19 protein-coding genes are annotated in these 18,724 nt (G+C 70.8%); 13 read left to right on the plus strand and 6 right to left on the minus strand.

All coding sequences use genetic code 11. The features are described from left to right. Window positions 1–30: 30 nt before the first annotated feature. The 4 genes from Q0863_RS13455 to Q0863_RS13470 form a co-directional block, all read right to left on the minus strand. A complete protein-coding gene (locus Q0863_RS13455; protein ID WP_298579145.1) occupies window positions 31–1,704 on the minus strand; it encodes an amidohydrolase in 1,674 nt (557 codons plus the stop codon). 83 nt (window positions 1,705–1,787) lie between these two features. Continuing rightward, on the minus strand, window positions 1,788–2,549 hold the full coding sequence (locus tag Q0863_RS13460) for a glycine zipper 2TM domain-containing protein (RefSeq protein WP_298579147.1): 762 nt from the start codon (window positions 2,547–2,549) through the stop codon (window positions 1,788–1,790). Between the two features lie 105 nt (window positions 2,550–2,654). Next, window positions 2,655–3,341 (minus strand): alpha/beta fold hydrolase, encoded by a 687-nt coding sequence (locus Q0863_RS13465; protein ID WP_298579149.1) that lies wholly within the window; start codon window positions 3,339–3,341, stop codon window positions 2,655–2,657. Next, the gene (locus Q0863_RS13470; RefSeq protein WP_298579151.1) at window positions 3,334–3,768 is read right to left on the minus strand and encodes an OsmC family protein; all 435 of its coding nucleotides are present in this window, start codon (window positions 3,766–3,768) and stop codon (window positions 3,334–3,336) included. The genes Q0863_RS13465 and Q0863_RS13470 overlap by 8 nt, the downstream gene beginning before the upstream one ends. A 340-nt stretch (window positions 3,769–4,108) precedes the next feature. On the opposite strand from Q0863_RS13470, the gene fusA reads away from it, so the two are divergent. The 6 genes from fusA to Q0863_RS13500 all read left to right on the plus strand — a co-directional run bounded on the left by fusA (window position 4,109) and on the right by Q0863_RS13500 (window position 9,124). After that, window positions 4,109–6,172: an elongation factor G gene (fusA, locus tag Q0863_RS13475; protein ID WP_298579153.1), complete on the plus strand. Its 2,064-nt coding sequence runs from the start codon at window positions 4,109–4,111 to the stop codon at window positions 6,170–6,172. Window positions 6,173–6,181: 9 nt separating this feature from the next. After that, window positions 6,182–6,601 carry a DUF2784 domain-containing protein gene (locus Q0863_RS13480; protein WP_298579155.1) on the plus strand — a complete coding sequence of 140 codons (420 nt, stop codon included), beginning with the start codon at window positions 6,182–6,184 and terminating at the stop codon, window positions 6,599–6,601. 136 nt (window positions 6,602–6,737) lie between these two features. Then, complete coding sequence (locus Q0863_RS13485) at window positions 6,738–7,121, plus strand: HU family DNA-binding protein (protein WP_298579157.1); 384 nt, start codon at window positions 6,738–6,740, stop codon at window positions 7,119–7,121. Between the two features lie 102 nt (window positions 7,122–7,223). Continuing rightward, the gene (locus tag Q0863_RS13490) at window positions 7,224–7,892 is read left to right on the plus strand and encodes a tellurite resistance TerB family protein (RefSeq protein ID WP_298579166.1); all 669 of its coding nucleotides are present in this window, start codon (window positions 7,224–7,226) and stop codon (window positions 7,890–7,892) included. A gap of 31 nt (window positions 7,893–7,923) precedes the next feature. Beyond that, window positions 7,924–8,355, plus strand: a complete 432-nt coding sequence (locus Q0863_RS13495) for a hypothetical protein (RefSeq protein WP_298579176.1) — start codon at window positions 7,924–7,926, stop codon at window positions 8,353–8,355. A gap of 58 nt (window positions 8,356–8,413) precedes the next feature. Continuing rightward, the gene (locus Q0863_RS13500) at window positions 8,414–9,124 is read left to right on the plus strand and encodes a hypothetical protein (protein WP_298579184.1); all 711 of its coding nucleotides are present in this window, start codon (window positions 8,414–8,416) and stop codon (window positions 9,122–9,124) included. Window positions 9,125–9,176: 52 nt separating this feature from the next. On the opposite strand, the gene Q0863_RS13505 is transcribed toward Q0863_RS13500, so the two are convergent. After that, a complete protein-coding gene (locus Q0863_RS13505; protein WP_298579191.1) occupies window positions 9,177–11,423 on the minus strand; it encodes a DUF5916 domain-containing protein in 2,247 nt (748 codons plus the stop codon). 114 nt (window positions 11,424–11,537) lie between these two features. Further along, window positions 11,538–12,020, minus strand: coding sequence for an SET domain-containing protein-lysine N-methyltransferase (locus Q0863_RS13510; RefSeq protein ID WP_298579774.1), 483 nt, complete (start codon window positions 12,018–12,020; stop codon window positions 11,538–11,540). Between the two features lie 151 nt (window positions 12,021–12,171). Here Q0863_RS13510 and Q0863_RS13515 point away from each other — a divergent pair, with 151 nt between their 5' ends. The 7 genes from Q0863_RS13515 (at window position 12,172) to Q0863_RS13545 (ending at window position 18,459) form a co-directional block, all read left to right on the plus strand. Next, window positions 12,172–12,630 (plus strand): SUF system Fe-S cluster assembly regulator, encoded by a 459-nt coding sequence (locus Q0863_RS13515; RefSeq protein ID WP_298579198.1) that lies wholly within the window; start codon window positions 12,172–12,174, stop codon window positions 12,628–12,630. A 17-nt stretch (window positions 12,631–12,647) separates the two neighbouring features. Further along, window positions 12,648–14,111, plus strand: coding sequence for a Fe-S cluster assembly protein SufB (sufB, locus tag Q0863_RS13520; RefSeq protein ID WP_298579200.1), 1,464 nt, complete (start codon window positions 12,648–12,650; stop codon window positions 14,109–14,111). Window positions 14,112–14,222: 111 nt separating this feature from the next. Then, window positions 14,223–14,987 (plus strand): Fe-S cluster assembly ATPase SufC, encoded by a 765-nt coding sequence (gene sufC, locus Q0863_RS13525; protein ID WP_298579201.1) that lies wholly within the window; start codon window positions 14,223–14,225, stop codon window positions 14,985–14,987. Continuing rightward, window positions 14,984–16,222: a Fe-S cluster assembly protein SufD gene (gene sufD, locus Q0863_RS13530; protein ID WP_298579203.1), complete on the plus strand. Its 1,239-nt coding sequence runs from the start codon at window positions 14,984–14,986 to the stop codon at window positions 16,220–16,222. Before sufC ends, sufD begins: the two co-directional genes overlap by 4 nt. Window positions 16,223–16,226: 4 nt before the next feature. Beyond that, window positions 16,227–17,501: a cysteine desulfurase gene (locus Q0863_RS13535; protein WP_298579205.1), complete on the plus strand. Its 1,275-nt coding sequence runs from the start codon at window positions 16,227–16,229 to the stop codon at window positions 17,499–17,501. 89 nt (window positions 17,502–17,590) lie between these two features. Next, on the plus strand, window positions 17,591–18,130 hold the full coding sequence (locus Q0863_RS13540) for a GNAT family N-acetyltransferase (RefSeq protein ID WP_298579207.1): 540 nt from the start codon (window positions 17,591–17,593) through the stop codon (window positions 18,128–18,130). Beyond that, window positions 18,127–18,459, plus strand: coding sequence for a non-heme iron oxygenase ferredoxin subunit (locus tag Q0863_RS13545; RefSeq protein WP_298579209.1), 333 nt, complete (start codon window positions 18,127–18,129; stop codon window positions 18,457–18,459). The genes Q0863_RS13540 and Q0863_RS13545 overlap by 4 nt, the downstream gene beginning before the upstream one ends. The last annotated feature ends 265 nt before the right edge of the window (window positions 18,460–18,724 follow it).

Consider the following 18,724-nt stretch of genomic DNA (forward strand, 5'->3'; position numbering starts at 1 on the left):
AGGCGAAGTCCGCAGATGCCTGGCCCGGCGTCACTCCGCTTCGTAGACCGGGGCGCCATCGACCCAGGTCGAACGCACCGTAAGCGCGTGCAGGTCGGCCGGCGCCACGGCCATCGGGTCCTGCGCCAGCACGACGAAGTCGGCCTGCAGTCCCGGCGCCAGCTGGCCGGTCAGCGCTTCGTCGTGGTGGGCCCAGGCCGCGCCCGCGGTGAAGCCGTGCAAGGCTTCCGCGATCGTCAGCCGCTGCTCCGGCATCCATCCGCCTGGCGGATCGCCGCTGCGGTCCTGGCGGGTCACGGCCGCGTGCAGGCCGAAACGCGGATCGGGCGACTCCACCGGAAAATCCGAACCCAGCGCGAGCGGCACGCCGGCCTCGGCGAAACGCCGCCAGGCGTAGGCGCCAGCGATGCGCTCCGCACCCACGCGCGCCTCGGCCCAGGGCATGTCCGAGGTCGCATGGGTCGGCTGCATCGAGGCCACCACGCCAAGCTCGGCGAAGCGCGGGATGTCCTCGAGCGCCATGATCTGCGCATGCTCGATGCGCCAGCGGTGGTCGTCTGTGGAGCGCTCGCCGAGCACGCGCGCGTAGGCGTCGAGCACGATGCGGTTGCCGCGGTCGCCGATCGCATGCGTGGCCACCTGCAGGCCACAGCCCTGGGCGCGTCCGACCAGCTGCGCGAAACGCACCGGCTCGATCAGGACCAGGCCGCGGTTGCCGGGATCGTCGCTGTAGTCCTCGGCCATGGCCGCGCCGCGGCTGCCGAGCGCCCCGTCGATCAGGAACTTCACCCCGCGCATCTGCAGCCGCTTGCCGGGATGTGCGTAGGCACCGTTCGCGCACAGCCAGTCCAGCGCGCGGCCATCGCCGTCGGCATATGCGCTGATGCGCAACGGCAGGCGTCCTGCGTCGGCGAAGCGGCGCAGCTGTTGGAAATCGGCCAGCGAGGTGCCCATGTCGTGCAGGCCGGTCAGGCCCTGGCGCACGGCGGCGGCCAGGGCGAGTTCCAGCGCACGGTCGGCATCGGCCTGGTCCAGGTCCGGCGACACCGCCGCGACCAGCCGCTCGGCCTCGTCGACGAACACGCCGGTCGGGCGGCCGCCGGCGTCGCGCACGATCAGGCCGCCATCGGGCTGGCCTTCCGCCAGCAGCGCGCCGGCGGCGGGATCGGCCGCGATCGCGCGCAGCACCGCCGAGTTCACCCAGCCTGCGTGGCCATCGACGCGGCCCAGCCACACCGGTCGCTCGGGAAAGACGGCGTCCAGGTCGGCGGCGGTGGGAAAGACCTGTTCGGGCCAGTCGTTCTGGTCCCATCCACGGCCGATCAGCCACTCGCCCGGCGGCAGGTCCCGTTCGAACGCCTGCAGGCGTTCGAGGATCTCGCGCTTGCTGCGCGTGCCGACCAGGTCGGCACGGGTCAGCGCCATGCCCAGTCCGACGATGTGCGCGTGCGCATCGATGAGCCCGGGCACGACGGTCGCATCGCCTAGGTCGACCAGGCGCGCGTCGGGGTACCTGGCCTTCAGCACGTCGCCCTCGCCCACCGCGAGGATGCGTCCCTCCTTGTCCCAAACCATCGCCTCCGCCACCGCCTGGTCCGGGTCGGAGGTGTGGATCCTGCCGGCCTGCAGCAGGGTCTGGGCGCCGGCCGCGAGGGGCACGAGCACAGCGGCAAAAAGCAAAGACAGCAGGGTCTTGCGAAGCATGGGCGGCGCATCCGACGGGCAGTGGCCCCCGATGCTACAACGCGCGGCAGCCGATGCCCCGCGCGGGGCGCCGGGCGCCTGGCCTATTCGGGGCGCACGTCCACCCGCACGCGGATGCGGTCGCCGGGGTGGTAGCTGGTGCGGGTGGTGTACTGCCGGCCCGCGTATTCGTAGGTGACGTCGTAACGGTCGACGGTGCGGTCGTAGGCATCACGGCCGTAGGCGTCGTAACCGTCGCCGCGGTACGGGTCCGGCTCGCAGACAGTGACGTAGGCATCGCGCTGGCGCCGGTTGGCGTCGTAGATGCCACGCCCGGCCATGCCGCCGACCATCGAACCGACCGCGGTACCGATGTATTGCCCGCTGCCGTCGCCGACCTTGCTGCCGAGTACCGCGCCGGCAATGCCGCCGATCACGGTGGCGACCAGACGGCCGTTGTCGTCGCGCCGCGACTGCCCGTAAGAATCCGCGTAGCCGTCGTCACGGCGGCCGCTATCGCCGTAGTCACCATCGCGGTACGGATCGGTGCGATAGGGATCGGTGGTGACATAGCTGTCGCGACGGGTCTGGCACTCGCGCTGCCCGTGCACGGGCCGGGTGCTGCCGTCGAAGACCGGATCCACCCGCACCACGCGCGCCCAGTCGTAGCCGTCGTCGGCATAGCGGTCGCGCGCGCCGACCGGATCGGGACCGCGCAAACGGTCAGCGTCATAGCGCTCGCCAGCCGAGCGATGGCTGTAATCGCCGTAGGGCGCGGGACCGTAGCGGTCGTCGTAGGCCTGCGCGGAGGCGGCGCCGCCAGACAGCAGCAGCGCTATGGCAAGGGCGATCCCCGTGGGCTTCATGTGCAACTCCCCGCGCCGGAACGTGGGGCGCGACGACACGCTAGGCGGAGCCGGCTAACGCAGGCCTGAATCCAGCGGGTCCGCGGCGCCGCCGCGACAGGGCATTCACTGCGCCGACAGCCACGCCAGCGCCTGCGCGGCGCAGTCGGCGGCGCCGCGCCTGAGCAGCGGACCGACATGGCTGACCGCCTGCGCGCGCAGCAGCGACGCGCCCCAGTCGCTGGCCAGCGCCGCGGTCAGCGCCGGCGGCACGTCGTCGTCGACCATCGAGGCGATGCACAGCACGCGGCATCCGGGGCGCGCCACGGCGATGCCCGCGTGCGCCTCGCGCATCGCCAGCCCGCTCTCGTCGCGCCAGTTGCGGAACGCGAACAGCGCGGTCGCCTCGTCGGCATCGGGCAGCGCGCGGCGGGTGCCGGTCAGGCGCGCGTCGCGCTGCCAGGGCACCACATCGGGCCAGTCGCGGCCCGGCAACTGGGCATGCCAGGGTGCGGGCGGCAGCGGATTGACCAGCACCACGGCATCGGCCGCATCGGCGCAGGCGGCGGCCAGCAGGCCGCCCAGGCTTGCGCCGACCACCGCGCGCGGGCGCGGCAGCGCGATCAGCGCGGCGCGCACCTGGGCGGCATAGTCGGCGAACCCGGTCAGCGCCAGGCCGCGGGACGAGGGCTGCAGGTCGGGCGCTTCGACCTGCAGCCGCGCGGCTTCGAACACGCCGCGCCAGACGGCCCATTCCCAGCCTCCGCCGCCACCGCCGTGGACCATCAGCACCGAACGCGGCGTTTCACCCAAGCAGTTCCGCCTCCAGCGTGATCGGCACCGCGCTCAGCGCGCGCGAGACCGGGCAGTTCTGCTTGGCGTCCTCGGCCAGCTCGCGGAACTTCGCCGCATCCAGCCCGGGCACCCGCGCCTTCATCTTCAGCCGGATCGCGCTCACCGAGGGGCCGCCTTCCATCGACAGGTCGACCTCGGCGCTGCCGTCCAGCGACTGCGGCGGGTGTCCGGCCTCGCTGAGCTTGGCCGACAGCGCCATGGTGAAGCAGCCGGCATGCGCGGCGGCGATCAGCTCCTCGGGGTTGGTGCCCTTTTCGTCGCCGAAGCGGCTGTTGAACCCGTAGCGGGTCCCGTCGAGCAGGCCGCTGGCAGGGGTGCTGAGGCTGCCCTTGCCGGTCTTCAGGTCGCCTTCCCAGTGTGCGCTGGCCTTGCGGGAGATGCCCATCGTTTTCGCTCCATTCCGGTGGAAAGCGGCCAGCGTACGCAGCCCGGCGTTACTTCCGCGTATGGCGGACCGGCCGTTGCTCCGGTCATGACCGCGAGACCGCATCCGGCGTGCTGCGTCGCAACGCGCCCCGCGCTGCGCGACGCGCTAAGGTGTGCTCCCGCCATGACCGCCCCTCGAGCGAATGCTCGAACGGCAGCGTTCCTCCCGCGGACAGCCATGACGGCGCAGAACGGACCACCGCAGGGTCCCGGCGTTGCGCGCCGGTGTCCGGCGGCGTCCGCCCGCGCATCCGGCGCCGGCCACCGGCGCGACGTCACGACAGGGAGGACACGGCACCATGCCCCACTCGACACAGCAGATCCGCAACGTGGCCCTGGCAGGCCACCCCGGCGCCGGCAAGACCACCCTGTTCGAAGCCCTGCTGCACGCCGGCGGCGCGATCCAGACGGCAGGCACGATCGAACGCGGCAGCACGGTCTCCGACTTCGATCCGATCGAGAAGCAGCGCGGCCACTCCATCGACGCCGCCATCGCCAGCATGGGCTACGCCGCCGGCGACGGGCAGTCCATCCACCTCAACCTGGTCGACCTGCCCGGTTACCCGGATTTCCGCGGTCCGGCGCTGGCCGCGCTCGCGGTGGTGGAAACCGCGCTGGTCGTGGTCGACGCCGCGGGCGGCGTCGAGTACGGCACCCGGCGGCTGATGGAACGGGCCAGGGAGCGCGGCCTGTGCCGGGCGATCGTGGTCAACCGCATCGACGCCGACGGCGCCGATCCGGGCCGCGTGCTCGACCTGCTGCGCCAGAACTTCGGCCCCGAAGTGCTGCCGCTCAACCTCCCCGCCGATGGCGGCACGCGCGTGGTCGACTGCTTCGGCAGCAGCGAGGGCGACAGCGACCTCGGGCCCGTGGCCAATTGGCACCGCCGGATCCTCGACCAGGTGGTCGAGATCAACGAAACGGTGATGGACCACTATCTCGAACTGGGCGAGGGCGGCCTATCCGGCGACGAACTGCACGACGCGTTCGAGCAGTGCCTGCGCGAAGGCCACCTGGTGCCGGTGTGCTTCGTCTCCGCGCGCACCGGCGTCGGCGTGCAGGCGCTGCTGGACATCGCCGCCGGCCTGTTCCCGCACCCCGGCGAGGCCAATCCCCCGCCCTTCCTCAAGGGCCGCGGCGCCGACGCGCGCCCGATCGCCACCACGCCGGATCCCGACGCGCACGTGATCGCGGACGTGTTCCGCATCGTGCACGACCCCTTCGTCGGCAAGCTCGGCGTGTTCCGCGTCTACCAGGGCTGCGTGCGGAAGGACAGCCAGCTGTTCGTCGACGATGGACGCAAGCCGTTCAAGGTCGGCCACCTGTTCAGGCTGCACGGGCGCGAGCACGTCGAGATCGACCAGGCCGTGCCCGGCGACATCGTCGCCATCGCCAAGGTCGAGGACCTGCATTTCGACGCGGTGCTGCACGACAGCCACGACGAGGACCACATCCACCTCGCGCCGGTGGCATTCCCCAGGCCGATGTTCGGCCTGGCCGTCAGCGCCGGCAGCCGCGGCCAGGAGCAGAAACTGGCGACCGCCCTGCACCGGCTCGCCGAGGAGGATCCCTGCTTCCAGGTCGAGCACGAGGAGGAAACCAACGAAACCGTGATCCGCGGCCTGTCCGACCTGCACCTGCGGGTCAACCTGGAGCGGCTGCGCGACCGTTTCGGCGTGGAGGTGGACACGCGCCCGCCGCGCATCGCCTACCGCGAGACCATCTCCATCGGCGCCGAGGGCCACCACCGGCACAAGAAGCAGACCGGCGGTGCCGGCCAGTTCGGCGAGGTCGCGCTGCGGGTGGAGCCGCTGCCGCGTGGCGCGGGCTTCGAGTTCGTCGACGAGGTCAAGGGCGGGGTGATCCCGGGCCAGTTCCTGCCCGCCGTGGAAAAGGGCGTACGCCAGGTACTGCGCTCGGGCGCGATCTCCGGCCATCCGATGCAGGATCTGCGCGTGGTCGTGCACGACGGCAAGCACCATCCGGTCGACAGCAAGGAAGTCGCCTTCATCGCGGCGGGGAAGAAGGCCTTCCTGGATGCGGTCGGCAAGGCCAGGCCGCAGGTGCTCGAGCCGATCGTCGACCTCGCGGTGCACGCCCCGGAAAGCGCAATGGGCGACATCAGCGGCAGCCTCGCCGGCAAGCGCGCGCGCATCAACGGCACCGACGCCACCGGCAATGGCGAGATCGCGGTCAGTGCGCAGGTGCCGCTGTCGGAGCTGGAAGGCTACGCCGCGGAACTGAAGTCGATCACCGCCGGCCGCGGCCGCTACAGCCTGGATTTCAGCCACTACGAAGCGGTGCCGCCGCAGGTGCAGCAGGCGCTGGTGGAGGCCTACGCACCGCGCCACGAGGACGACTGAGCGCACGCGATGGCGCCTTCGCTGGCCGCGCTGCTGGCCGACGCGATACTCGTCCTGCACCTGGGCGTGGTCGCGTTCGTGGTGCTGGGGACGCTGGCGATCCTGCTCGGCGCTCCGCTCGGGTGGCGTCCGGCGCGCAGCTTCGCGCTGCGCGCGACCCACCTGGGCCTGATGCTGGTGATCGCGCTGCAGGCCTGGCTGGGCCGGCTGTGTCCGCTCACCGACTGGGAGCGGGCGCTGCGAATCCGTGCCGGACAGGACACTTACGATGGATCCTTCATCCAGCACTGGCTTTCGCGACTGATCTTCTTCGAGGCGCCGTGGTGGGTGTTCGTCCTGGCCTATACCGCGTTCGCGGCGATCGTCCTGGCCTGCTGGTGGCGCTGGCCACCACTGCGCCGGCAGGCGCAAGCTGGACGCGAGGCCTGACGCGGAAGCGCCACGGACGCGTTTTTTTCGCGTTTTCCTATTGGCGGGGCGTTGCGGATGCCCTACATTGCGCCTGCCGGCACGTTCGGCCAGATCAGAACGCAGACCACAGACACAGACGAGGGATCACACACCCATGGCAAAGAAGAAGGCCCCGACCAAGAAGGCGGCTGCTCCGAAGAAGGCTGCCAAGCCTGCTGCCCCGAAGGCGATCAAGGAAGCCCTGAGCAAGTCGGGCCTGGTCGCGCACATCGCCGACGCCACCAGCGTCGCCGCGAAGGACATCCGCGCCGTGCTGGGCGCGCTCGAAGGCGCGATCCACGGCTCGCTCAACAAGAAGGGCGCCGGCAGCTTCACCCTGCCGGGCGTCGCCAAGTTCAGCGCGGTCAGCGTGCCGGCCAAGCCCAAGCGCAAGGGCATCAACCCGTTCACCAAGGAAGAGCAGTGGTTCGCCGCCAAGCCCGCCTCGGTGAAGGTGAAGGTGCGTCCGCTGAAGAAGCTCAAGGACGCCGCGGCCTGATTGCCGGCGCCTGTACTGCGACACCCGGAACGGGACGGCAATTGCCGTCCCGTTTCCTTTTGTGCGGGTAGCATGCGCGCATTCCCCACTGGACGAACGACGATGAGCCTCAACGGATTCCTCGACCACCTGCTCAAGTCGGCGGCGCCGACCACGCTCTCGGGCAACGACGGCCGCGGCGGGCTGGGCGGCATGCTCGGCTCGGATTTCGGCAAGGGCGCGATGACCGGCGGCGCGCTCGGCCTGCTGCTGGGCCGCAACAAGACCACCCGCAAGCTCGCCACCTATGGCGGCCTCGCCGCGCTGGGCGTGATGGCCTACCGCGCCTACGGCGACTACCGCGCCCAGCAGGGCGCCGCGGTGCAGCCGCAGACGGTCGACCGGCTGCCGCCACCCCAGGCCGACCTGCACGCCGAAGCGATCCTGCGCGCGCTGGTCGCCGCGGCCAAGGCCGACGGCCACATCGACGCGCGCGAGCGCGAGGTGATCGAGGGCGAGTTCGCACGCATGGCACCCGGCGCCGAGGTGCAGCGCTGGATGACGGCGGAGCTGGACAAGCCGCTGGATCCTGCCGAAGTGGCGCGCGCGGCGTCCACGCCCGAGATCGCCTCGGAGATGTACCTGGCCAGCCTGGTGGCCGCGGACGACCAGAACTTCATGGAGCGCGCCTACCTGGACGAACTCGCGCGCCAGCTCGGGCTCGACCCGGCGCTGCGCCAGCGGCTCGACCGGGAATACCGCGACGCGGCCGCCACGGGCCGCGCCGGGTAGCATTGCGGCATCGCCAACGGGACGACGCACGATGGACAAGCGGTTCTGGATCTGCGGCACGGTGGTCTCGTTCGCCGCGCTGCTGCTCACGTTCCTGGTCCACGGCGTGCTGCTGGCGTCCGACTATGCCGCGCTCGCCCACGACTACCGCGACGCGCGCGACGGCGCGCGCCAGGTGCCCTGGGTGCTGCTGGCGCATGCCCTGCTCGGCTTCGCCATGACCTGGATCTTCAGCCACGGCTTCGCGCACGACCGGCACGTGCTGCGGCAGGGCCTGCGTTTCGGCCTGGCGATGGCGCTGGTGGCGACGGTGCCGGCCTGCCTGCTGGCCTATGCCGCACAACCGCTGCCGGCGGGCCTGGTCGCGCGGCAGGCCGCGTTCGGAACCGCCAGCATGCTGCTGCTGGGCCTGCTGCTGGCGTGGCTGCAGCCGCGCCGCAGCGCGCTGCGCGAGCCGCGCTGACGCGGCGCATGCATGCGCCGCTGGCAGACTGCCGGGACCGTCGCAGCCGACCCTTCCGATGCCCCGTCCTTCGCACTCCATCGCCGCCGCCGCCCGCGGCCTGTGTCTCGCTTCGCTGATCGTCCTGGCCGGCTGCGGCGACGAGCCCGAGCGCGTGGAAGACGGCCAGGCCGTTGCCGAGGCGCCCCTGCCGGGGCCGCAGCAGGCCGGCGGCGCGATCACCGACATGCCTGCCGCCCCGGGTCCGGGGGAGGTGCCGCTGGCCGGATCCGCACCGCTGCAGGCGCCCGCAGATTTGCCCGGCGCCGCGTCGGAGCTGCCGCCGCTGGAACAGAATCCCGAGGCCGGCCTGGTCGCGCCGATCCCGGTCGAGCCCCTGGTCACCGCGCCTGTCGCGACGCCACCGCCCGAGGACCCGCGCGACGTGCTGCGCGGCTACTACGCGGCGATCAACGCACGCGACTTCGCCACCGCGCATGCCGCCTGGTCCGGGGGCAGCGGCGCCGCGGAGTCGCCGGCACAGCTTGCGGCCAGCTTCGCCGACGCCGCATCGATCGAACTCACCGTCGGCGAACCGCGCCCGGCCGAAGGCGCCGCCGGCTCGGTGTACGTGGAAGTGCCGGTGACCGTCACCCGCACCGGCGTCGACGGCAGCGTCCAGCACCAGGCCGGGCGCTATACGCTGCGCCGTTCGCAGGTGGACGGCGCGACCGTCGCGCAACGCGCCTGGCGCATCGCCGCGGTGGACCTGCGCGACGCGGCGCGCTGAGCAGGCGCTGACGGCGCGGCCCGACGGCCGCGCCGCGCTCCTGTCGTGCTGCCTACAGCTCGAACCGGTAGCTCAGCTTCACCATCAGCTGCTCGTCGTCGCGCAGGTCGAAGCTGTCGACCAGCGCCTCGTCCACGCCGTCGGCGATCGCACTGCGATCGAAGCCGCCGCGGCCATAGACCACGTACAGGTGCGACAGCGGCGCCAGTTCGTAGCGGTAGCGGATCTGGAAGGCGAGGTTGCGCACGCTGAAGTCCTCGACCGGATCGGCCGACGCGATCGCACGTCCCGCCGGATCGAAGCGCCAGGCCTGGCGCAGGCGTGCGTCGATGCCGATCGCCTGCAGCTTCACCCGCAGCTCCTGGCGTGCGTTGATGTTCCAGTCCAGGCCCGCCAGCAGCTTGGCTTCCTTGCCCGCGAACGCGCCCACCAGGTTGCCGCTGTCCACGCCCTGCCAGATCAGCCAGTCCGGCCGCCGGGTCAGCGCGGCGCCGGCATTGAGGCTCAGCCCGTCGGTGACGAAATAGGTCGCGCCGTACCAGAGCGCGCTGCCCAGGCGGCGGTTGCCGGCCAGCCCGCCGCCGAACACCTCGACTTCCAGGTCGTGCGCCCACCGCCCTTTGCGCGGCCGCTCGAACTCGTAGTAGGCGTTGAAGTTGGCCGGCAGCCGCACGTTGCCGTGCCCGCGCAGCAGCGTGTCGCTGACGCCGGCGCCATTGACGTTGACCTGGGCGTAGGCGTTGCTGCCGTCGCGCAGCTGCGCCTCGCGGCTGATGCGCAGCTGGTCGTTGAGGCGGTCGCCGTGGTTGTTGTAGTTGCCGCTGATGCGGCCGCGCCAGTCGATCGACGCCGCGCGCGAATCGTCCGGCAGATCGGTGAATCGGCGCGAGACCTGCCAGTGCAGGTAGTTGACGCTGTTACGGGCGAGGTAGCCGGCGTCGTTGATCTCGAGTTCGTCGCCGAAGTGCATCGCGATCCATTGCTGGCGCCAGCCGCGGTCCATCTCGTAGTCGGCCCACAGGGTCGCGCCCAGGTCGCTGCTGCGCGTGCCGGCCTGGTCGATGCGGCTGCCGAACAGGCGGCTGCGCAGGTTCCAGCGCGGCGTCGGCCGCCAGTTGTGGTCCACCCCCAGCACGGTGGCCTCGCGGTCGAGGAACGGCCGGTCGACGCGGGTCAGCATCACGCCCAGGTTCTGGTCCTGGAAATCCTGCACCAGGCGCAGCGCATGGAAGTTGCGTCCGGCCTCGCCCGCCTCGTCGGCCGAGAACAGGCCGTACTTCATGCCGCCCAGGCCGCCGTTGAGCTTGAGCGCGGCGGCGATGTCGCTGGCGCCGCTGCCGTCGTCGGCCGGTCCGCCGATGCGGCGGGTGTACAGCAGCTGGCTGAAGTCCGAGGGCGTGGTGTATTCGAAGATGCCCTGGTTCTCGGTGAAGAACGGGCGCTTGTCGCTGACGAAGGTCTCGGTGGCGCTGAAGTTCACCACCAGGTCGTCGCTTTCCACCTGGCCGAAGTCGGGATTGACCGTGGCCGATAGCTGGAAACGCCCGCTGGCTTTCCAGAACAGGTCGACGCCGGCGTTGCCCTCGCCGCTGCCGCCCACGTTGTCGTACAGCCCCGAGACGTAGGGCGTGACCGCGAGCAGCGACTGGTCGTGGCCGGGCACGGTGAGCGGGGCGAAATCGGACAGGAAGCGCGGCCTCTCGAAACTCGCCACCGGCCAGGCCGTGCGCTCGCCGGTGGACCCGATCACGCGCGCCAGGTACAGCCCGAGCGTGCGCTCGCCGTCGCGGATCTCCTGCATCGGCGCGGTGTGCCAGGGCACGAGGATCTCGACGCTCCAGCCGGCCTCGTCCTCGCCGACGGCGTGCCGCCACAGTCCGTCCCAGTCCGAACTGAACTGGTTCTCGTTGGTGATGATCTCGTCGGCCACCCCGCCGGTGGAGCTGACCGTGAAGGCGTAGCCGGTACGGCCGCCGCCGTCGAAATCGACGAAGACGTTGACCCGGTCGACCTGTTCCTCGAAATCGCGGCGCACCTTCTGCCGTGTCCGCGGTACCTGCGGCGGCTGCGCATTGCGGAAGGCGACGGCCAGCCCGTCGGGCGTGGCCAGCACCCAGGCCTCGGTGGACAGCGAGCCGGGCTCGCCGGTCAGCGGCTGGACCTTGCGGAAATCGGCGATGTGGCGGGCGCCGGCCCATTCCCCGGCATCGATGCGGCCGTCGATCTCGACCGCGATGGCCGGCGCGCACAGCGCGGCCAGCACGAAGGACAACCCGATCGAACCGCCACGATGCGCCACGCTGCCTCCCTCGGCATTGTCCACGCCGCGCAGGCTAGGGAGGGCCGCCGGCGCCGGCACGTCCCATCGGTCATGGCAACCTTGCGGCACCGGCGGGCATCGCCCGCCCGCGGCTCAGCGCTTGCGCTTGGGCTGCAGCATCGTCCCGGTGCAGTTCCTGTTGCCGCACTTGCAGGCCCACAGCTTCTTGGCCTTGGCGGTATGCGGCTCGTCCAGGACGATGCCGTAGTTGTAGGTCAGCTCCTCGCCGGGCTTGATGTCGCGCAGCGCATTGATGAAGACCTTGTCCTTGTCCTTGCGGCCCTTGGCATCCTCCTCGACCTCGGACTCGCAGTTGGGCTTGCAGCTGTGGTTCATCCAGCGCGCGATGTTGCCCTTGATGTTGGCGTCGATGACGTATTCGTCATTGAGCGTGAACAGGAAGGTGTGCCCGTTCTCGTCCTCGTCGCCGTAGTCCTCGTCGACCTCGGCGTGGGTGCGCAGCGTGCCCTTGTAGCGGATCACCCGCTCGCCCTTCCTGATCAGCTCGGTGGCGAATATGCCGTTGCCGTGGATCGGCGACAGGCGGGCTTCGATCTTCTTCTTCTGCTTGGGCATCGCGGGCATGGCTGGCGGCGGGAGCGGCATTGTGGCATGGCCCGCCGCCCGACAGCCCGCGCAGCTGCGGCTGAAGCTTCGCCTGCGCCGGATTTGAGCCGCGCCGGCGTAAAGAGTACAATTTTGGTCCCCATTGCGAGATGCCGCGCCGATGCTCCGCGTCACCAGGCTCACCGACTACGCCACCGTGGTGCTGACCGTGCTCGCCGCGCGGCCCGATGCGGTGCTCAGCGCGAGCGAACTGGCCGAACGCGCCGGCCTCGAAGTGCCGACCGTGAGCAAGCTGCTCAAGCCGCTGGCGCAGGCCGGGCTGGTGGAAGGCTTCCGTGGCGCGCACGGCGGCTACCGCCTGGCGCGGCCGGCCGACGCGATCAGCCTGGTGGAGATCGTCGAGGCGATGGAAGGCCCGCTGGCGATGACCGAATGCAGCCTGGACCATGGCGAATGCGGCATCTCCGGGCAATGCGGGGTCCGCGGCAACTGGCGCCGCATCAACGACGTGGTCGCGGCGGCGCTGCGCAGCGTGAGCCTGGCGCAGATGCTCGGCGACGTCGCGCCTCCCCAACCCGATACCGGCCGGCGCATCCAGGCGCGCCTGGCCAACGCATGAACACCACAGGCAGCCCTATGGCCACCCAACTCGCAGAACCCGTCATCGCCAACAAGGAAATCCACGAGCAGCTCGGGCGCCGCTACGACGCCGGCTTCGTCACCGACATCGAATCCGATTCGCTGCCGCCGGGCCTGGACGAGGACGTGGTCCGCGCCCTGTCGGCGAAGAAGGGCGAACCCGAGTGGATGACGCAGTGGCGCCTGGCCGCCTACCGGCACTGGCTGACCATGCCGGTGCCGCACTGGGCCAAGCTGCGCATCGCGCCGATCGACTTCCAAGCGATCAGCTACTACTCCGCGCCCAAGGGACCGAAGTACAAGTCCTTCGACGAGGTGCCCAAGGAACTGCTGGACACCTACGACAAGCTCGGCGTGCCGCTGCACGAGCGGGCCAAGCTCGCCGGCGTGGCGGTGGACGCGGTGTTCGACTCGGTGTCGGTCGGCACCACCTTCCGCAAGGAACTGGCCGAAAAAGGCATCATCTTCTGCTCGATGTCCGAGGCCATCCAGGACCACCCCGACCTGGTGCGCAAGTACCTGGGCACAGTGGTGCCGGTGGGCGACAACTATTTCGCGGCGCTGAACTCGGCGGTGTTCTCGGACGGCTCGTTCGTGTTCATCCCCAGGGGCGTGCGCTGCCCGATGGAGCTGTCCACCTATTTCCGCATCAATGCCGGCCACACCGGCCAGTTCGAGCGCACCCTGATCATCGCGGAGGAAGGCGCGCACGTGTCCTACCTCGAAGGCTGCACCGCGCCAATGCGCGACGAGAACCAGCTGCACGCGGCGGTGGTCGAGCTGGTCACGCTGGACGATGCCGAGATCAAGTACTCGACGGTGCAGAACTGGTACCCGGGCGACGAGAACGGCGTCGGCGGCATCTACAACTTCGTGACCAAGCGCGCCGAGTGCCGTGGCGCGCGCAGCAAGGTGGTCTGGGCCCAGGTCGAGACCGGTTCGGCGATCACCTGGAAGTACCCGTCCTGCGTGCTGCTGGGCGACGACTCGTCGGGCGAGTTCCACTCGGTCGCGCTCACCCACCACTGCCAGCAGGCCGACACCGGCACCAAGATGATCCACGTCGGCAAGCGCACCAAGAGCAAGATCGTCAGCAAGGGCATCAGCGCCGGCCGCGGCCAGAACACCTACCGCGGCCTGGTCAAGGTCGCCGCCGGTGCCGAGGGCGCGCGCAACTACACCCAGTGCGACAGCCTGCTGATCGGCAAGAAGTGCGGCGCGCACACCTTCCCCTACATCGAGGTGAAGAACCCGACCGCGACCGTCGAGCACGAGGCCACCACCTCCAAGATCAGCGACGACCAGATGTTCTACTGCCGCGCCCGCGGCATCTCCCAGGAGGACGCGGTGAGCCTGATCGTAGATGGCTTCTGCAAGCAGGTCTTCCGCGAGCTGCCGATGGAGTTCGCGGTGGAGGCCAAGAAGCTGCTGGACGTGTCGCTGGAAGGTTCCGTCGGCTGACGCCGCCCGAACCTTCCCGGGATTCGGGATTGGGGATTCGCGACAGCGACCTCGCCTATTCCCGAGTCCGATCCCGCCTTTCCGAATCCCCAATCCCGAATCCCCAATCCCATGCTCAAGATCGAAAACCTGCACGCCCGCATCGGCGACCGCGACATCCTCAAGGGCCTTTCGCTCGACGTGAAGCCCGGCCAGGTGCACGCCATCATGGGCCCCAACGGCGCGGGCAAGTCCACGCTGGGCAACATCCTGGCTGGCCGCGAGGGCTATGAGATCACCGAAGGCAGCGTCGAGTTCGACGGCAAGCCGCTGCTGGAACTCGAGCCCGAGGAACGCGCCGCGGCCGGCGTGTTCCTTGCCTTCCAGTACCCGGTGGAAATCCCCGGCGTGAACAACACCTACTTCCTGCGCAGCGCGCTCAACGCGCAACGCAAGGCGCGCGGCGAGGAGGAGCTCGATTCGATGCAGTTCCTCAAGCTGGTGCGCGAGAAGCTGTCGGTGCTGCACCTGGACGACAAGCTGCTGCACCGCGGCGTCAACGAGGGTTTCTCCGGCGGCGAGAAGAAGCGCAACGAGATCTTCCAGCTGGCGGTGCTGGAGCCGCGGCTGGCGATCCTCGACGAAACCGACTCGGGCCTGGACATCGACGCGCTCAAGCACGTCGCCGACGGCGTCAACGCGCTGCGCTCGCCCGATCGCTCGTTCGTGGTGATCACGCACTACCAGCGGCTGCTCGACTATATCCGGCCCGACGTGGTGCACGTGCTGGCCGACGGCCGCATCGTCGAGAGCGGCGGACCGGAACTGGCGCTCGAACTGGAGCAGCACGGCTACGCGTGGATCGCCGACCGGGTCGCGCCGGGAGCCGCCGCGTGAGCAGCCCGCTCCTCGATTCGCTCGCCAGCGGCTTCGGTGGCGACGCCACGCAGCGCGAACGGCTGGAGGCCGTGCTGCGCGACGGCCTGCCCGGGCCGCGCACCGAAAGCTGGAAGTACACCCCGCTGCGCGCACTGGAGCGGCGAGAGTTCGCGCCCGCGCAGCTGCAACAGGCGGCCATCGATCCGGCCCTGCTCGACGCCATCCCGGCGCCGCGCCTGGTCTTCGTCAACGGGCGCCATGACGCCGCGCTCTCGCGCCTCGACGCGCTGCCGGCCGGCGTGGAGCTGGCCGCCACGGCCAGCGAAACCGCCTACGGCGAGGAGGCACCGGCCGACGCGGTGTTCGCACGGCTCAATGCCGCGCTGGCGCAGGGCGGCGTGCGCCTGCGGGTACCCGCGGGTGTCGAGGTCGACGTGCCCGTGCACCTGGTCTTCGTCGGCGCCCCGGCCGAGGCCGATCTCGCCTGGCACCTGCGCCACCGCGTCGAACTCGGCGAGGACGCCAGCCTGCGCCTGATGGAGCACCACCTCGACGGCGCGGCCCACCGCCACCTCGACAACCAGGTGCTGGCGATCGAGGTCGGCGCCCGCGCGACACTGCTGCATGCGCGCGTGCAGCATGCCGACGCAGGCGCGACGCTGTTCCTGCGTACCGACGCGCGGCTGGGCGAGGACGCCCGCTACCACCGCGTCGACCTGGAGCTGGGCGGTGCGCTGTCGCGGCACGAGCTCAACGTGCGGCTGGAAGGCGACCGCGCGGAACTGGCCGCCAACGGCGTGCTGCTGGCGGACGGGCGCCGCCATGTCGATACCCGCCTGGGCATCGAGCACCTGGCGCGCGACACCCGCTGCGAGCTGCTCTGGCGCGGCATCGGCGGCGGGCGCGGGCGCGCGGTGTTCCATGGCGGCATCACCATCCACGAGGGCGCCGATGGCACCGACGCGCGGCTGTCGAACAAGAACCTGCTGCTGTCGGCCCATGCCGAGATCGATACCCAGCCGGTGCTGGTGATCCACGCCGACGAGGTGCAGGCCGCGCACGGCGCGACGGTCGGGCAGATCGACGCGAACGCGCTGTTCTACCTGCGCTCGCGCGGCCTACCGCTGGACGAGGCGCGGCAGCTGCTGACCATCGCCTTCTGCCGCGAACCGCTGGCCATGATCGGCGACGCGGCGGTGCGCGAGGCGCTGGTGGCGCACATCGACCTGGCGCTGGACGCACTGGGAGCCTGAGGCCATGAGCACTGTCCGCCCGCAGCCGGCCACCCCCGGCACAGCCGAAGAACGCGCCGCGACCGCGCCCGACTGGGCGCGCATCCGCGCCGGGTTCCCGCTGCTGCAGCGGCAGGTGCACGGCAAGCCGCTGCTCTACCTGGACAGCGCGAACACCGGGCAGAAGCCGGCGGCGGTGATCGAGGCGATGGACGATTTCTATCGTCGTCACAACGCCAACGTCAGCCGCGCCGTGCACGCGCTGGGCACCGAGGCCACCGAGGCCTACGAGGCCTCGCGCACCGCACTGGCGCGCTTCGTCAACGCGCGCAGCGACGAGCTGGTGCTCTGCAGCGGCACCACGTTCGCGATCAACCTGGTGGCCTACTCCTGGGCGCTGCCGCGGCTGCGCGCGGGCGACGTGATCCTGGTCTCGCGCATGGAGCACCACGCCAACATCGTGCCCTGGCAGCTGGTGGCGGAGCGCACCGGGGCAACGGTGCGCGTGGCCGAGATCCTGCCCGACGGCAGCCTCGACCTCGACGCGCTGCGCCAGGCGATGACGCCCGAGGTCAAGCTGCTGGCCGTGGCCCACGTGTCCAACGTGCTGGGCACGGTCAATCCGGTGCGCGAGATCTGCCGCGAGGCGCGGCGACGCGGCATCGTCACCGTGGTCGACGGCTCGCAGGCGGTGCCGCACCGCAAGGTGGACGTGGCCGCGATCGGCTGCGACTTCTACGCCTTCACCGGCCACAAGATGTGCGGCCCGACCGGCACCGGCGTGCTCTGGGGCCGGCGCGAGCACCTGCAGGCGATGCCGCCCTTCCTCGGCGGCGGCGAGATGATCCGCGAGGTCAGCTTCGACGGGACCGTGTTCAACGATGCGCCGCACCGCTTCGAGGCGGGCACGCCCAACATTTCCGGCTTCGTCGGCCTGCGCGCCGCGGTGGACTACCTGCAGGGCATCGGCATGGACGCGATCGAGGCACGGGAAGCCGAGCTGCTGTCGCACCTGACCGAGGCGCTGGACGCGGCCGGCGGCGTGCGCATCCTCGGCCGCGCGCCGGAGAAGGCGGCGGTGGTGTCGTTCCTGGTCGAGGGCGCGCATGCGCACGACCTGGCCACCCTGCTCGACCTGGAAGGCGTGGCCGTGCGTTCGGGCCAGCATTGCGCGCATCCGCTGCTGCAGTTCTATGGCGTCGCCGCCACCTGCCGCGCCTCGCTGGCGTTCTACAACACGCACGAGGAGATCGACGCCTTCGTCGCCGCGCTGCAGAAGGTGCGCAGGCTGCTGGGCTGATCGCGACGCGCGCGACCGGACCGCGCGCCGCCACCCACGTCGCCCGCCGGCGGCTGCGGTCCGCCGCACGCAACTCCTACAATGTGCCCATGCACGCACCCGACTTCCGCGCCGCCACCGAGGACGACATTCCGGCCCTGGTCGCCCTGGTCACGTCCGCCTATCGCGGCGATGCCAGCCGCGCCGGCTGGACCACCGAGGCCGACCTGCTCCAGGGCCAGCGCATCGACCCGGAGGTGCTGCGTGCCGACCTGGCGCGTCCGCGCAGCCGGGTACTGGTCGCCGGCGACGGGGCCGGCCTGGCCGCGTGCGCGCACGTGGCCGACGAGGACGGCGCGGGCTATTTCGGCATGTTCGCCGTCCGGCCCGGCCTGCAGCGAGGCGGCCTGGGCGGCCGCCTGCTGGCCGAATGCGAGCGCGTGGCCCGCGAGGAGTGGGCGCTGCCGGCGATGCGGATGACCGTGATCGACGTGCGCGACGAACTGATCGCCTGGTACCAGCGCCGCGGCTACCGGCGTACCGGCGTGCTCAAGCCCTTTCCCTACGGCGACGAGCGCTTCGGCGTCCCGCTGCGCGACGACCTGCGCTTCGAGGTGCTCGAGAAACGTTTCGACGGAGCAGCCGCATGAGCGAGACCTGGACCTTCATCTGCGCGACCTCGGACCTGCTCCCGGGCGAGATGAAGACCGGCTTCGACGAGGTCACCGGCGCCGGCATCGTGGTGTTCAACCTCGACGGCACCCTGTACGCGCTCGAGGACAAGTGCACGCACGAGGACTTCGAACTGTCGGCCGGCAGTTTCGAGGCCGGCGAGTCGAGCGTGGAGTGCGTGCTGCATGGCGCCCGCTTCGACATCCGCGACGGCCGCGCCCTGTGCGCGCCGGCCTATGAGCCGGTGGCGAAGTTCCCGGTCAGGACCCAGGACGGCGGGGTCTGGGTGCGCGACGACCGCGAGTAAGCCGGTTCCGGGCCTGACGGCCTGCCTCCTGCCACTTCCGCGTCCCTCCGCTTGTCCGGCTTGTCCGGCTTGTCCAGCTTGTCCGGCTTGTCCGGTGGACAAAAATGCCCGGCCCGCTGCGCAGAACGATGTTGCGATTGCGTTTGATAAAGATTCTCGTTTAACATTTTCACATCGGGCGTGTCTCTGCCGCCCACGGGAAATGAACGTGATCCGCATGCCGCGTGACCTCGACCCTCGGCCGGGCAGCCCCTGCCTGCCGCCA

The sequence above is a fragment of the uncultured Luteimonas sp. genome, assembly GCF_947492465.1.
In the GTDB taxonomy this organism is placed as follows: Bacteria; Pseudomonadota; Gammaproteobacteria; order Xanthomonadales; family Xanthomonadaceae; genus Luteimonas.